Below are 13,133 nucleotides of genomic sequence, written 5' to 3'. Positions count from 1 at the left end.
GGGTGTCAACAAGCTGCAACCCGCCCGGGGAAAGGCGCGGGTCGGCGTCGAGGGCTTGAGCTTGGCTTTGGACGGGTCTACGGGCGCTGCATGGTCAAGCGTAAACCCGCCGCACGCATCCAAAAACGCCGATCGCACGTTGGCGACGCGACAGCGGAGAGCGACCCCATGAACATGACTGGCCTGGACGTGCAGGAAAGCGAGCTGCGACTGATCCCCGGCCTGGACGAAGAGGTCGCCGAAACCCTGCGATTCCTGAAGGCCTCGACCGCCGATCCCAGGCCGCGACTGGTCGACACGACAATGTTGTACGCGCCCCGCTCGGGAGGGGTGAAACGCTACCTGCTGTCCAAGAAGGCCTGGCTGGAGACGCATCGGCCGGGAGTGAGCCATGCCCTGGTCGTGCCGGGCGCGCGCCATGAGGCGGGGGCGGACGGAATTATCAAGCTGCACGCGACCAAGCTGCCATTCGGCGACGGCTATCGCTGGCCCTCGTCGGTCAAGCGGTGGGGCGCCTGGGTGGCGTCGATGAAGCCGTCGATCATCGAGGCCGGCGACCCCTACACGCCAGGCCAGGGCGCTCTGGAGGCCGGTCAGCGGGCCGGCTGCCCCGTCGTCGGCTTCTGCCACTCCGATCCTGCCGGTCTGGCGGCGCTGCATTTTGGCGAATGGGCCAAGAAGCCCGTCGAGAAACGCTGGGCCCGGCTGTTCAGCCAGTTCGACCGCGTGGTCTCGCCCAGCAAATTCATCGCCCAGCGGCTGGAAGAGGCCGGGGTCGGCAATATCGTCGTGCGGCCCTTGGGGGTCGAGGTCGACACCTTCCATCCCTCGCGGCGTGATCGCGACTGGCTGCTGAAGCGGCTGGGGCTGGGCGCAGACGCCCGCCTGCTGTGTTTCGCCGGGCGCCCGGCGCGCGAGAAGAACATCGATGTGCTGATCGAGGCTGTCCAGAAGCTGGGCGACCCCTATCACCTGGTGTTGGTCGGGGCAGGGCAGGGGATGCCCGCCGAGGACCGCGTCATCGCCCTGCCTTATGAGAAAGACCCCCGCGCGGTGGCCCGGATCATCGCCAGCTGCGACGCCTTCGTCCACGCCAACGACAAGGAGCCGTTCGGCCTGATCGTGCTGGAGGCCATGGCCTGTGGCCGCCCTGTGGTGGGCGTCAACGCGGGCGGCGTCGCGGAGACCGTGACGAATGACGTGGGCCAGCTTGCGGCCTCTGCAGACCCTGACGAGTACGCCGCAGCCATCGAGGCCCTGTTCGAACGCGACATCGAGGCCATAGGCGCGGCGGCGCGCGTGCATACGGTCGAGCGCTTCGCCTGGAATCGGGTCTTCGAGGACCTGTGCATGGTCTATGCCGACGTCAGCGGCCAGGCGGCCTTCGTGCGCCCTGCCGAGGATGTCGCCGTCCACTAGCCGCTGATCTCGACGCGTGAGTTCCGTCGTCGCCATTGAGGTGACGAAAGGGCTAACGCCTGCGCGAAACATGAAGTGAAGATGGATTGGGACTGCTACTCCCCCGGGGCGGGGCGCGCCACTTAGACCTTGAAATCTGTAAGGAATAAGTGGCGCGAGTGACGGGACTCGAACCCGCGACCTCCGGCGTGACAGGCCGGCACTCTAACCAACTGAGCTACACCCGCATTCGTTCGCGACACTGTTGCGCCGCGGCGAGGGGCGGTGTTTAGGCGGGGGCGCCTCGACCTGTCAACGACGATTTGACGATCCGTGACGCTTTTCTTTCGACCCTCGCCAAACCGTCCTGGAGCCGAGTTTTGGCGATCACTGGCGTGCGAACCATTCGCAAGAAAAACCTTTCCCTGCTTGGGTTTGAACGGCGGCGCTCTTGGGTCTAAGAAGCGCCGAATCCCCGTTTTCGCCCGGCTCCTCCCCGGCGCGCGAGGCTATCGGAATGAATGAATTTCTCCTGCAATACCTGCCGATCGTGATCTTCGTCGGGATCGCGACCTTGGTCGGCGTCCTTTTCCTGGTCGCGGCGTGGCTGATGGCCCCGTCGAACCCCGACTCGGAAAAGCTGTCGGCCTATGAATGCGGGTTCAACGCGTTCGACGACGCACGCATGAAGTTCGATGTGCGGTTCTACCTGGTGTCGATCCTGTTCATCATCTTCGACCTGGAAGTGGCCTTCCTGTTCCCGTGGGCGGTGTCGATGTTCGACCTGTCGCGCGGCGGCATGATCTTCGCCTTCTGGTCGATGATGGTCTTCCTGGGCGTGCTGACCGTCGGCTTCATCTACGAATGGAAGAAGGGCGCCCTGGAATGGGAGTAGTCGCACCCACCAGCCCGGTGACCCCAGGCCTCGTCAACGCCGCAGGCGTTCCCTTCGGTCAGGGCGCGCGCTCGACCGTCGAGGGCTATGATCCCAAGCTGCACGACAAGTTCTTCGAGGCGGTCAACACCGAGGTGACCGAGCACGGCTTCCTGACCGCGCCGCTGGACGACGTAATCCAGTGGGCCCGCACCGGCTCCCTGATGTGGATGACCTTTGGTCTGGCCTGCTGCGCCGTGGAGATGATCCAGGCGTCGATGCCGCGTTACGATCTGGAGCGCTTCGGCATGGCTCCGCGCGCCAGCCCGCGGCAGTCCGATCTGATGATCGTCGCTGGCACCCTGACCAACAAGATGGCCGCCCCCCTGCGCAAGGTCTATGACCAGATGCCGGACCCGCGTTACGTCCTTTCGATGGGCTCGTGCGCCAACGGCGGCGGCTATTATCACTACAGCTACAGCGTGGTTCGCGGTTGCGACCGGGTCGTGCCGGTGGACGTCTATGTCCCCGGCTGCCCGCCGACGGCCGAGGCCCTGATCTACGGGCTGCTGCAACTGCAGAAGAAGATTCGCCGCACCGGGACGATCGAACGATGAGCGCGGAAGCCTTCATTCCGCCGCTGCCGCAGGGACACCTGGCGGCGGTCGCGCATAACGAGTCGGTCCTGACGCCCCTGGGCCAGGAGATGGTCGCCGAGCTGTCGGTCGATGCGACCGTGGCCTATGGCGAGCTGACCTTGGTCTGCCACCGCGACCGGATCGTCGAGGTCATGACCAGCCTGCGCGATCGTTTCGGCTTCCAGCAGCTGCTGGACGTCTGCGGCGTGGACTTTCCCGAGCGGGCCGAGCGGTTCGACGTGGTCTATCACCTGCTGTCGATGACGCGGAACGCGCGCATCCGCGTGAAGGTCTCGACCGACGAACAGTCCCCCGTGCCCAGCGTGGCGGATGTCTATTCGTCCGCCGACTGGTTCGAGCGTGAGGCGTTCGACATGTACGGCATGCTGTTCAGCGGCCACCCCGACATGCGCCGGCTGCTGACCGACTATGGTTTCCAAGGCCATCCCCTGCGCAAGGACTTCCCCATGAGCGGGTATGTCGAGGTGCGCTACGACGAGGAGCAGAAGCGGGTGGTCTATGAACCCGTCAAACTGACCCAGGAATTCCGCAACTTCGATTTCCTGTCGCCGTGGGAAGGCGCCGAATATCCGGCGCCCGTCCTGCCCGGTGACGAGAAGGCCGTCGGTTCGGCCGGCACGCCCTCGGGAGGCAAGGTCTGATGGCTGACGGACCCGCAGCGACCCCGGTCGTGAATCCCACTCTGGCTGACGACATCGACGTCTTCGGCGACGTGCGCACCAACCATGCGCGCGAGATGGACGAGCGCAAGTTCACCATCAACTTCGGTCCGCAACACCCGGCCGCGCACGGCGTGCTGCGTCTGGTGCTGGAGCTGGACGGCGAAGTCGTGGAACGCGTCGATCCGCACATCGGTCTGCTGCATCGCGGCACCGAAAAGCTGATGGAGGCCCGTACCTATCTGCAGAACGTGCCGTATCTGGACCGTCTCGACTATGTCGCGCCGATGAACCAGGAGCACGCCTTCTGCCTGGCCATCGAGCGGCTGCTGGGCATCGAGGTCCCGTACCGCGCCCAGCTGATCCGGGTGCTGTATTCGGAAATCGGCCGCATCCTGTCGCACATGCTGAACGTGACGACCCAGGCCATGGACGTCGGCGCCCTGACGCCGCCTCTGTGGGGCTTCGAGCAGCGCGAACAGCTGATGGTCTTCTACGAGCGGGCCTGCGGCGCGCGCCTGCACGCCAACTACTTCCGTCCCGGCGGCGTGCATCAGGACCTGCCGATGGCCCTGATCGACGACATCCACGCCTGGTGCGAGAAATTCCCCGCTGCGCTGAAGCAGATCGAGGAACTGGTCACCGAGAACCGCATCTTCAAACAGCGCAACGTCGACATCGGCGTGGTGTCGAAACAGCAGGCGCTGGATTCGGCCTTCACCGGCGTCATGCTGCGCGGCTCGGACATCGCCTGGGACCTGCGCAAGTCGCAGCCTTATGAATGCTATGCCGAGCTGGATTTCGATATCGTCGTCGGCAAGAACGGCGACTGCTGGGACCGCTATCTCTGCCGCGTCGAGGAGATGAAGCAGTCGAACCGGATCATGGAGCAGTGCATCCACAAGCTGCGCAACTGCCCCGGCGAGCCGGTCATGATCGAGGACAACAAGATCGTTCCGCCGCGTCGTGGCGATATGAAGCGGTCGATGGAGTCCCTGATCCACCACTTCAAGCTCTACACCGAAGGCTTCCGCACGCCGCAAGGCGAGGTCTATGCCGCCGTCGAAGCGCCCAAGGGCGAGTTCGGCATCTATCTGGTCTCGGACGGCACGAACAAACCCTACCGGGTGAAGATCTCGGCGCCGGGCTTCCGTCACCTTCAGGCCATGGACTGGATGAACCGCGGTCACATGCTGGCTGACGTTTCGGCCATCCTTGGCTCGCTCGACATCGTGTTTGGCGAGGTCGATCGCTGATGGGTTTCGAGACCGTCCCTCAGTTTACGACGACGCAAGGAGTCTGGTTCGCCGTGCTGCTGGCGTTCGGCGTCGCGGTGCAGTTCGCCTTTTCGCCCAAGCGCCGCGCGGTGATGGGGAATATCCGCTTTGTCATGGCCGACGTCTTCCGCACCGCCCCGGCCATCGCCGGCGTGACCCTGGTGCGCGGGGCCTATCGACTGGGTTATCTGAACGAGGGCAGGGGCTTTCTGGAGGCCAATCTGCGTTCGATCGTCTGGATGAGTGGCTTCATTTTCGTCGCCCAACTGGCGACGCGGTTCGTCCCGCCGATGTCTTGGCTGGCGCGCGATCTGCGCAACGCCGGTCGCAACGTCTGGAGCGAGCGGCTGAACCGCTGGATGGGGAAAGCCGCATGAGCGTCGAAGCCATCGTTCAAGGCCAACTGGACGCCTATAACGCCCAGGATATCGAGGCCTTCATCCCGCATTTCGCCGACGACATCACCGTGTCGGACCTGAACGCCGAGCCCAACCTGACGGGCCTGGACGCCTATCGCGAGCGGCATGTGAACATGTTCGCCCAGTTCCCCGGCAACCGGGCCGAGCTGGTGTCGCGCACCGTCATCGGCCGCACGGTCATCGATCATGAGCGGGTCTTCCGCTCTCCCGACGCCACGCCCTTCGAGGTCGCGGCCATCTATACGTTCGCCGGCGACAAGATCGCCCGCGTTGATTTCGTGAAGGCGTAGAATGTCTGTTCGTCGTCTCGCCAAGGTCCAGCCCGCTTCGTTCGCCTTCTCCAAGGCGACCAAGGCCAAGGCCGACTGGTGGATTCAGAAATACCCCGCCGACCGCAAGCAGTCGGCCGTGATCCCGATCCTGTGGCTGGTGCAGAAGCAGGAAGGCTGGGTCTCCGAACCCGCCATCCGCGCCATCGGCGAACTGCTGGGCATGGCCTATATCCGGGTGCTGGAGGTCGCGACCTTCTACACCATGTTCATGCTGGAGCCGGTCGGTTCGGCCGCCCTGATCCAGGTCTGCGGCACCACGCCCTGCATGCTGCGCGGCTCGGGCGAGCTGATGAAGGTGTGCAAGAGCCGCATCGGTCCCAAGCAGACCCTGTCGGCCGACGGCAAGTTCTACTGGGAAGAGGTCGAGTGCCTGGGCGCCTGCGTCAACGCGCCGATGGCCATGATCAACGACTATTATTTCGAGGATCTGACCGCCGCCGACATGGACAAGATCATCGACGACTTCGCGGCCGGCAAGACGCCCAAGCCGGGTCCGCGCGTCGATCGCGTCAACTCGGCGCCCGAGGGCGGCGCCCTGGTCCTGAACGATCCCAAACTCTATGACGGCTCGGCGGCCAAGCCGATCAAGAAGCTGCCGAACAGCGCGCCCGTGAAGGCGCCCGCATGAGCCAGAACGAACAGAACGCCGACTTCGACGTCGCCGCCTATCGCGCCGAGATCCGCACCGTTGGTCGCACCCAGCGTCTGGCCGGGTTCGGCCTGGTCCTGATCGGCGCGGTCCTGGTCTGGGCGGCTTCCCAGGCCGGCGCCGCCGCCGGTATCGTGCAGACCGTCGGCTATGTCGCCCTCGGCTGTGGCTGGGCCCTTATGCTGGCCGCCATCTTCCTGCGCACCCGTTATCACCGCCGTCGTCTGCGGGAGTTGAAGTGAAAATGGTCGGTATTCTCGAAGACAAGGACCGGATCTTCACCAACCTGTACGGTCTGCAGGACTGGGGTCTGGAAGGCGCGCGCAATCGCGGCTGCTGGAACGCGACCAAGGACATGCTGGACATGGGCCGCGACTGGCTCATCACCAACGTCAAGAACTCGGGCCTGCGGGGACGCGGCGGCGCCGGCTTCTCGACCGGCCTGAAGTGGTCCTTCATGCCCAAGGAGGTGAAGGATCGTCCTCACTACCTGGTCGTCAACGCCGACGAATCCGAGCCCGGCACCTGCAAGGACCGGGAGATCATGCGTCATGATCCACACCTGCTGATCGAAGGCTGCCTGATCGCCTCGTTCTCCATGCAGGCCCACGCCTGCTACATCTATCTGCGCGGCGAATATGTGCTGGAACGCGAGCGGATGGAGGCTGCGGTCAAGCAGGCCTATGAGGCCAAGCTGATCGGCAAGAACAACGTCCACGGCTGGGACTTCGACGTCTATATCCACCACGGCGCGGGCGCCTATATCTGCGGCGAAGAGACCGCCCTGCTGGAAAGCCTGGAAGGCAAGAAGGGCCAGCCCCGCCTGAAGCCGCCGTTCCCGGCCGGCGCCGGCCTGTACGGCTGCCCGACCACGGTGAACAACGTCGAATCCATCGCCGTCGTGGGCACCATCCTGCGTCGCGGGGCCGACTGGTTCGCCGGCTTTGGTCGCGCCAACAACACCGGCACCAAGCTGATGTCGATCTCGGGCCACGTGAACCGCCCGTGCAATATCGAAGAGTCGATGTCGATCCCGCTGCGTCAGCTGCTGGAAGAGCATTGCGGCGGCGTGCGCGGCGGCTGGGGCAACCTGAAGGCCGTGATCCCGGGCGGCGTCTCCGTGCCGCTGATCACCCGCGACATGGCCGAAACGGCGCTGATGGACTTCGACAGCTTGCGCGAAATGCGCTCGGGTCTGGGCACCGCCGCCGTCATCGTCATGGACCAGGACACCGACCTGGTGAAGGCGATCGCCCGCATCAGCTATTTCTACAAGCACGAGAGCTGCGGCCAGTGCACGCCGTGCCGCGAAGGCACCGGCTGGATGTGGCGCGTGCTGGAGCGGATGGCCGTGGGCGAGGCGGATCCGTCCGAGATCGACCTCTTGCTCGACGTCGCCGGCCAGATCGAGGGCCACACCATCTGCGCCCTGGGCGATGCTGCGGCCTGGCCCGTTCAGGGTCTGATCCGGCATTTCCGCCACGAGATCGAGGACCGCATCCAGACCTACCGCAACGCCCGTGCGAACTTCGCCGGCCACGCGATCGCGGCTGAATAATGCGGGCGGCGATCATCATCGCTGGAGGAATGCTGACGCTGGGCCTGGGCCTGAGCGCCTGCAAGCCCGAGCCGCTGAAGTCCGAGCCGACGCCGGCCGAACGGGTCGAGATGCGGGCCGCCGCGTCCGACGCCTCGACCACGCCGACCGGTCCGCTGTCGGCTGTCGATCTGCGCCGCGTCTGTCGTGCGGCTCTGGCCGCGGTTCACGGTCAGGCGACCTCGGCCATCGAGATCACCGGGCTGGAGGGCCAGGTCGTCAACGCCCAGTGGCGGGCGCCGGTCGACGGCGGGCTGATGAAGGCCCAGTGCCGCACGGATGGCGATCTGGTCACCTGGAAGCCGCTCGAACTGCCCGATCCCGCCGACATCCGCTGGATGAACGAAGCCGGTGATCCGGTGAACACCTTCGCCATCAAGGGCGATGTCGTGACGGTCACCCAGACCTATCCCGACGCAACGATTCAGGCGGAGGACTTCGACGTCCCCGCAACTCAAGAGGCCGTCTGATGCCGATCGCCAAGGTTAACGGCGTGGAAACCGAGTTCGAGCCCGGCATGACCGTGCTCCAGGTCGCCGAGCGCGCCGGACACGAGATTCCGCGTTTCTGCTATCACGAGCGGCTGTCGATCGCCGGCAACTGCCGCATGTGCCTGGTCGAGGTGAAGCCCGGACCGCCCAAGCCCCAGGCTTCGTGCGCCCTGCCGGCCGCCGAGAACCAGGAAATCTTCACCGACACGCCGATGGTCAAGAAGGCCCGCGAAGGAGTGATGGAGTTCCTGCTCATCAACCACCCGCTGGACTGCCCGATCTGCGACCAGGGCGGCGAGTGCGACCTTCAGGACCAGTCGGTCGGCTATGGCCGCGACGGCTCGCGCTATGCCGAGAACAAGCGCGCGGTCGAAGAAAAGAACATGGGTCCGACGATCAAGACCTTCATGACGCGGTGCATCCAGTGCACCCGCTGCGTGCGGTTCGTGTCGGAAATCGCGGGCGCGCCGGACATCGGCATGATCAGCCGCGGCGAAGACGCCGAGATCACCACCTATCTGGAAAGCGCTGTCGGTTCGGAACTGTCGGGCAACGTCAATGACCTGTGCCCTGTCGGCGCCCTGACGCACCGGCCCTGGCAGTACCACTATCGTCCGTGGGAACTGAAGAAGACCGAGACCATCGACGTCATGGACGCCCTGGGATCGAACATTCGCGTCGATGCGCGCGGCGCCGAGGTGATGCGCGTGCTGCCGCGCGTCAATGAGGGCGTCAACGAGGAATGGCTGTCGGACAAGAGCCGCTATGTCGTCGACGGTCTGCAGAAGCGCCGCCTGGACCGGCCCTATGTGCGTGAGAACGGCGCCCTGCGCGGCGCTTCGTGGGACGAGGCCCTGTCGACGGTGGCCGACAAGCTGAAGGCCGCTTCGGCCGACCGCATCGGCGTCATCGCTGGCGATCTTCAGGACGCCGAGTCCATGAAGGCGACGCTGGACCTGTTCCGCGCCCTGGGATCGGCCAACACGGACTGCCGCCAGGACGGATCGGTTCTGGGTTACGGCCCGCGTGAAAGCTGGCTGTTCAACTCGACCCTGCGCGGCGTCGAACAGGCGGACGCGGTCTTGCTGATCGGCGTCAATCCGCGCACCGAGGCGCCCCTGCTGAACACCCGGCTGCGCAAGATCTGGCTGTCCGGTCAGGCGAGCGTCGGCGTGATCGGCGAACAGGCCGACCTCAGCTACGAATACGCCTACCTGGGCGCCGGTTCGAAGACCCTGGCCAAGCTGCCCAAGTCGGCGATGGACTTGCTGACCCAGGCCGAACGCCCCGCCATCATCGTCGGCGGCGACGCCCTGAGCGGGGAGGGCGGCGCCGCTGTCCTGAACGCCCTGGGCGTGCTGGCCAAGAAGGTCGGCGTCATTGTCGACGGCTGGAACGGCTTCAACGTCCTGCATCACGCCGCCTCGCGCGTCGCGGGTCTGGACATGGGCTTCGTGCCGGCTGACGGCGGCCTGACGGTCGCGCAGATGCTGAAGCCGGATGCGCTGGACGTGCTGTTCCTGCTGGGCGCCGACGAGGTCAATGCGACCGCCTCGAACGCCTTCCGCGTCTATCTGGGCAGCCACGGGGATGCGGGCGCGCACGGCGCCGACGTCATCCTGCCGGGCGCGGCCTATACCGAGAAGGCCGGTCTGTATGTGAATACCGAAGGCCGGGTGCAGATGGCCGAACGCGCCGTCTTCCCCAAGGGCGAGGCCAAGGAAGACTGGGCCATCATCCGCGCCCTGTCGGAACGCGTCGGCCAGACCCTGGGCTACGACACCCTGGATCAGTTGCGCACCAAGCTGATGGGTGACCATCCGACGTTTGGCCGCATCGACGCCCTCCCGACGCCGGTTGCCGGTTTCGATCCGTCGAAGCTGGGCGCCAAGGGCGATCTGGGCGACCGTGTCTTCTCGTCGGCCGTGGCCGACCCCTATCTGAACAACCCGATCGCGCGCGCCAGTGCGACGATGGCCGAACTCAGCGCCCTGCGCATGAGCCCGGCCGCGGCCATGGCGGCGGAGTAGACGATGGAATTCTGGACCACACCTCTCGGCTGGACCCTGGCCACGACCGGCGCCGTTCTGCTGGTGACCGTTGGCGTGCTGATCGCCGTGGCCTTCCTGCTGCTGGCCGACCGCAAGATCTGGGCGGGCATCCAGATGCGCAAGGGACCCAATGTCGTCGGGCCGTTCGGCCTGCTTCAGTCCTTTGCCGACATGATCAAGTTCGTGCTGAAGGAGGTCGTCGTCCCGGCGGGCGCCGACAAGGCGGTCTTCCTGCTGGCGCCGATCATCACCGTGATCACGGCCTTCATCGTCTGGGCGGTCATTCCATTTGCGCCGGGCTGGGTCATTTCCGACCTGAACATCGGCATCCTGTATGTGCTCGCGATCAGTTCGCTGGGCGTCTACGGCATCATCATGGGCGGCTGGGCTTCGAACTCGAAGTATCCGTTCCTGGGGTCGCTGCGTTCGGCAGCGCAGATGGTGTCCTATGAGGTGTCGATCGGTCTGGTGATCATCAACGTCATCCTGCTGGCCGGGACGATGAACCTGTCCGAGATCGTCAATGCTCAGCAAGGCTGGTTCTGGAACTGGTTCGGCTTCGGCGGCGGCGCCAACACCTGGCCGACCATCATCATCATGTTGCCGATGTCGGTCATCTTCTTCGTCTCGGCCCTGGCCGAGACCAACCGTCCGCCGTTCGACCTGCCCGAGGCCGAGTCGGAACTGGTCGCCGGCTATCAGGTCGAATACTCTTCGACCCCGTATCTGCTGTTCATGATGGGCGAGTACGTCAACATCATCTTCATGTGCGCGATGATCTCCATCCTGTTCTTCGGGGGGTGGAATCCGGGCGTGTCGCAGGTCTGGCTGGACGCCCTGCCGGGCTGGCTGGAACAGACGATCTATTTCCTGACCTTCTGCGCCAAGACCATCTTCTTCTTCGTCATCATCTCGATGGTGAAGGGCTTCGTGCCGCGCTACCGCTATGACCAGCTGATGCGTCTGGGGTGGAAGATCTTCCTGCCGACCTCGCTGGTCGCCGTGGTCGCCATCTCGGCGTGGCGCGTCTTTGTGGTGGGGTCGTGATCCGGATGGCCCTGATCCTGAGCCTGACCGCAGCAGCCTCGGCCTGCGCGCCTTATGAGGCCCCTCAGCCCACGTCCTCCTATCAATGGGAGCGCCAGCAGAACGAAATCCGCGGGCGTATGTGTGCGACCATGGACAAGAACAGCCCGCGCTATGCGCGCGATTGCGCTGGAGTTTCTCACTGATGTTCAACCGCCTTGCCCAGACCGTGAAGGGTGCGTTGCTGATGGATGTCGGCGGCGCCCTGGTGCTGACCTTCCGCGAGATGCTGCGCCCGAAGATGACGGTGAACTATCCGTTCGAACGCAACCCTCAGTCGCCGCGTTTCCGGGGTGAGCACGCCCTGCGCCGTTACGCCAACGGCGAGGAACGCTGCATCGCCTGCAAGCTGTGCGAGGCCATCTGTCCGGCCCAGGCCATCACCATCGAGGCCGAACCGCGCGCCGACGGCAGCCGGCGCACGACCCGCTACGACATCGACATGGTCAAATGCATCTATTGTGGTCTGTGCCAGGAGGCCTGCCCGGTGGACGCGATCGTCGAGGGACCGAACTACGAGTTCGCCACCGAGACCCGCGAAGAACTGTATTTCGACAAGGAACGCCTGCTGGCGAACGGTGACCGCTGGGAGCGGGCCATCGCGAAGAATCTGGAACTCGACGCGCCTTACCGTTAAGGCGCAATCGCTGAACGGCCCTCGATTCCCCGGGATCGCGGCCAAGACTTTGAAGGGGGCGTCGTCCCACCCATGCTGCAAGGCATAGCGTTCTATCTGCTGGCGGTCGTCGCCGTGGTCAGTGGCCTGTTGGTCGTGACCGCGCGAAATCCCGTGCACAGCGTCCTGTTCCTCATCCTGACCTTCTTCACGTCGGCGGGCCTGTTCGTCATGCTGGGGGCGGAGTTCCTGGCCATGCTGCTGGTCGTCGTCTACGTCGGCGCGGTGGCGGTGTTGTTCCTGTTCGTCGTCATGATGCTGGACGTTGACTTCGTCAGGCTGCGCGAGGGCTACGCCCGGTATCTGCCGCTGGCGGCCATTGTCGCCCTGGTGCTGCTGGTCGAGATGATCCTGATCACCGTGACCGTGGTTTCCGGCGGTGCGGCGGCGGATGCGACCGCGCCGGTCGCGGCCACGCCGGACGCCTCGAACATCGAGACGATCGGGCGGGTGCTCTATACGGACTATGTCTACTTCTTCCAGGCGTCCGGGATCGTGCTGCTGATCGCCATGATCGGGGCCATCGTCCTGACCCTGCGTCACAAGCCGGGCGTTCGTCGTCAGAAGATCCACGACCAGGTGACCCGCAACGCCAAGACCGCCATCGAGATCAAGTCCGTCCAGACGGGCGCCGGAATCTCGACCGAGGAGCTCAACCGATGATCGGCCTGCAGCACTATCTGGTGGTCGCCGCCATGCTGTTCACCGTTGGGGTGTTCGGCATCTTCGTGAACCGCAAGAACGTCATCATCATCCTGATGTCGATCGAGCTGATCCTGTTGGCCGTGAACATCAACTTCGTCGCCTTCTCGGCCTATCTGCACGACGTGCAGGGGCAGATCATGGCGATGTTCGTCCTGACCGTCGCCGCCGCCGAGGCCGCCATCGGCCTGGCCATCCTGGTGACCTTCTTCCGTAACCGCGGCGACATCGCCGTGGACGACGCTTCCGTGATGAAGGGCTGA

At 64.9% G+C, this 13,133-nt stretch carries 16 protein-coding genes and 1 tRNA gene; 16 read left to right on the top strand and 1 reads right to left on the bottom strand.

Annotated features, from left to right (window positions below; translation table 11 throughout):
* Positions 1-168 precede the first annotated feature (168 nt).
* Positions 169-1,419, top strand: a complete 1,251-nt coding sequence (locus ACO05L_RS10120; RefSeq protein ID WP_421729050.1) for a glycosyltransferase — start codon at positions 169-171, stop codon at positions 1,417-1,419.
* Between the two features lie 150 nt (positions 1,420-1,569).
* Here ACO05L_RS10120 and ACO05L_RS10115 read toward each other — a convergent pair.
* Positions 1,570-1,646: transfer RNA gene (locus ACO05L_RS10115), tRNA-Asp, on the bottom strand.
* A gap of 269 nt (positions 1,647-1,915) precedes the next feature.
* Here ACO05L_RS10115 and ACO05L_RS10110 point away from each other — a divergent pair.
* The 15 genes from ACO05L_RS10110 to nuoK all read left to right on the top strand — a co-directional run bounded on the left by ACO05L_RS10110 (position 1,916) and on the right by nuoK (position 13,133).
* Positions 1,916-2,293 (top strand): NADH-quinone oxidoreductase subunit A, encoded by a 378-nt coding sequence (locus tag ACO05L_RS10110; protein WP_421729049.1) that lies wholly within the window; start codon positions 1,916-1,918, stop codon positions 2,291-2,293.
* On the top strand, positions 2,263-2,889 hold the full coding sequence (locus ACO05L_RS10105) for a NuoB/complex I 20 kDa subunit family protein (RefSeq protein ID WP_421729048.1): 627 nt from the start codon (positions 2,263-2,265) through the stop codon (positions 2,887-2,889). The genes ACO05L_RS10110 and ACO05L_RS10105 overlap by 31 nt, the downstream gene beginning before the upstream one ends.
* 89 nt (positions 2,890-2,978) lie before the next feature.
* Positions 2,979-3,572 (top strand): NADH-quinone oxidoreductase subunit C, encoded by a 594-nt coding sequence (locus tag ACO05L_RS10100; protein WP_421731673.1) that lies wholly within the window; start codon positions 2,979-2,981, stop codon positions 3,570-3,572.
* Between the two features lie 95 nt (positions 3,573-3,667).
* On the top strand, positions 3,668-4,846 hold the full coding sequence (locus tag ACO05L_RS10095; RefSeq protein ID WP_421731672.1) for an NADH-quinone oxidoreductase subunit D: 1,179 nt from the start codon (positions 3,668-3,670) through the stop codon (positions 4,844-4,846).
* Entirely contained in the window at positions 4,846-5,244 is a 399-nt protein-coding gene (locus ACO05L_RS10090; protein ID WP_421729047.1) for a hypothetical protein, read from the top strand. Before ACO05L_RS10095 ends, ACO05L_RS10090 begins: the two co-directional genes overlap by 1 nt.
* Entirely contained in the window at positions 5,241-5,576 is a 336-nt protein-coding gene (locus ACO05L_RS10085; RefSeq protein WP_421729046.1) for a nuclear transport factor 2 family protein, read from the top strand. The genes ACO05L_RS10090 and ACO05L_RS10085 overlap by 4 nt, the downstream gene beginning before the upstream one ends.
* A gap of 1 nt (position 5,577) precedes the next feature.
* Positions 5,578-6,246: an NADH-quinone oxidoreductase subunit NuoE gene (gene nuoE, locus ACO05L_RS10080; protein ID WP_421729045.1), complete on the top strand. Its 669-nt coding sequence runs from the start codon at positions 5,578-5,580 to the stop codon at positions 6,244-6,246.
* Positions 6,243-6,509 carry a hypothetical protein gene (locus ACO05L_RS10075; RefSeq protein WP_421729044.1) on the top strand — a complete coding sequence of 89 codons (267 nt, stop codon included), beginning with the start codon at positions 6,243-6,245 and terminating at the stop codon, positions 6,507-6,509. Before nuoE ends, ACO05L_RS10075 begins: the two co-directional genes overlap by 4 nt.
* A gap of 2 nt (positions 6,510-6,511) precedes the next feature.
* On the top strand, positions 6,512-7,825 hold the full coding sequence (gene nuoF / locus ACO05L_RS10070; protein WP_421729043.1) for an NADH-quinone oxidoreductase subunit NuoF: 1,314 nt from the start codon (positions 6,512-6,514) through the stop codon (positions 7,823-7,825).
* A gap of 29 nt (positions 7,826-7,854) precedes the next feature.
* Positions 7,855-8,334 (top strand): hypothetical protein, encoded by a 480-nt coding sequence (locus tag ACO05L_RS10065; protein WP_421729042.1) that lies wholly within the window; start codon positions 7,855-7,857, stop codon positions 8,332-8,334.
* Positions 8,334-10,385, top strand: a complete 2,052-nt coding sequence (gene nuoG / locus ACO05L_RS10060) for an NADH-quinone oxidoreductase subunit NuoG (RefSeq protein WP_421729041.1) — start codon at positions 8,334-8,336, stop codon at positions 10,383-10,385. The genes ACO05L_RS10065 and nuoG overlap by 1 nt, the downstream gene beginning before the upstream one ends.
* Before the next feature lie 3 nt (positions 10,386-10,388).
* Positions 10,389-11,453: an NADH-quinone oxidoreductase subunit NuoH gene (nuoH, locus tag ACO05L_RS10055; RefSeq protein WP_421729040.1), complete on the top strand. Its 1,065-nt coding sequence runs from the start codon at positions 10,389-10,391 to the stop codon at positions 11,451-11,453.
* A 184-nt stretch (positions 11,454-11,637) separates the two neighbouring features.
* On the top strand, positions 11,638-12,129 hold the full coding sequence (nuoI, locus tag ACO05L_RS10050) for an NADH-quinone oxidoreductase subunit NuoI (protein ID WP_421729039.1): 492 nt from the start codon (positions 11,638-11,640) through the stop codon (positions 12,127-12,129).
* A 72-nt stretch (positions 12,130-12,201) separates the two neighbouring features.
* Positions 12,202-12,831, top strand: a complete 630-nt coding sequence (locus tag ACO05L_RS10045) for an NADH-quinone oxidoreductase subunit J (protein WP_421729038.1) — start codon at positions 12,202-12,204, stop codon at positions 12,829-12,831.
* Positions 12,828-13,133, top strand: a complete 306-nt coding sequence (nuoK, locus tag ACO05L_RS10040) for an NADH-quinone oxidoreductase subunit NuoK (RefSeq protein WP_421729037.1) — start codon at positions 12,828-12,830, stop codon at positions 13,131-13,133. Before ACO05L_RS10045 ends, nuoK begins: the two co-directional genes overlap by 4 nt.

This window comes from Brevundimonas sp., from assembly GCF_965227765.1.
Classification (GTDB): Bacteria; Pseudomonadota; Alphaproteobacteria; order Caulobacterales; family Caulobacteraceae; genus Brevundimonas.
The sequence above is the reverse complement of the archived record's forward strand: the minus strand, read 5'-3'. Positions and strand labels throughout refer to the sequence as shown.

Excerpts from the sequence above, each read along its gene's own strand:
- nuoH (WP_421729040.1), top strand. The coding sequence starts at position 10,389 with ATGGAATTCTGGACCACACCTCTCGGCTGGACCCTGGCCACGACCGGC.
- nuoK (WP_421729037.1), top strand. The coding sequence starts at position 12,828 with ATGATCGGCCTGCAGCACTATCTGGTGGTCGCCGCCATGCTGTTCACC.
- ACO05L_RS10100 (WP_421731673.1), top strand. The coding sequence starts at position 2,979 with ATGGTCGCCGAGCTGTCGGTCGATGCGACCGTGGCCTATGGCGAGCTG.
- ACO05L_RS10075 (WP_421729044.1), top strand. The coding sequence starts at position 6,243 with ATGAGCCAGAACGAACAGAACGCCGACTTCGACGTCGCCGCCTATCGC.
- nuoG (WP_421729041.1), top strand. The coding sequence starts at position 8,334 with ATGCCGATCGCCAAGGTTAACGGCGTGGAAACCGAGTTCGAGCCCGGC.
- ACO05L_RS10090 (WP_421729047.1), top strand. The coding sequence starts at position 4,846 with ATGGGTTTCGAGACCGTCCCTCAGTTTACGACGACGCAAGGAGTCTGG.
- ACO05L_RS10065 (WP_421729042.1), top strand. The coding sequence starts at position 7,855 with ATGCTGACGCTGGGCCTGGGCCTGAGCGCCTGCAAGCCCGAGCCGCTG.
- nuoI (WP_421729039.1), top strand. The coding sequence starts at position 11,638 with ATGTTCAACCGCCTTGCCCAGACCGTGAAGGGTGCGTTGCTGATGGAT.
- ACO05L_RS10120 (WP_421729050.1), top strand. The coding sequence starts at position 169 with ATGAACATGACTGGCCTGGACGTGCAGGAAAGCGAGCTGCGACTGATC.
- ACO05L_RS10110 (WP_421729049.1), top strand. The coding sequence starts at position 1,916 with ATGAATGAATTTCTCCTGCAATACCTGCCGATCGTGATCTTCGTCGGG.
- ACO05L_RS10105 (WP_421729048.1), top strand. The coding sequence starts at position 2,263 with ATGGAAGAAGGGCGCCCTGGAATGGGAGTAGTCGCACCCACCAGCCCG.
- nuoE (WP_421729045.1), top strand. The coding sequence starts at position 5,578 with ATGTCTGTTCGTCGTCTCGCCAAGGTCCAGCCCGCTTCGTTCGCCTTC.
- ACO05L_RS10045 (WP_421729038.1), top strand. The coding sequence starts at position 12,202 with ATGCTGCAAGGCATAGCGTTCTATCTGCTGGCGGTCGTCGCCGTGGTC.
- nuoF (WP_421729043.1), top strand. The coding sequence starts at position 6,512 with ATGGTCGGTATTCTCGAAGACAAGGACCGGATCTTCACCAACCTGTAC.
- ACO05L_RS10095 (WP_421731672.1), top strand. The coding sequence starts at position 3,668 with ATGGACGAGCGCAAGTTCACCATCAACTTCGGTCCGCAACACCCGGCC.
- ACO05L_RS10085 (WP_421729046.1), top strand. The coding sequence starts at position 5,241 with ATGAGCGTCGAAGCCATCGTTCAAGGCCAACTGGACGCCTATAACGCC.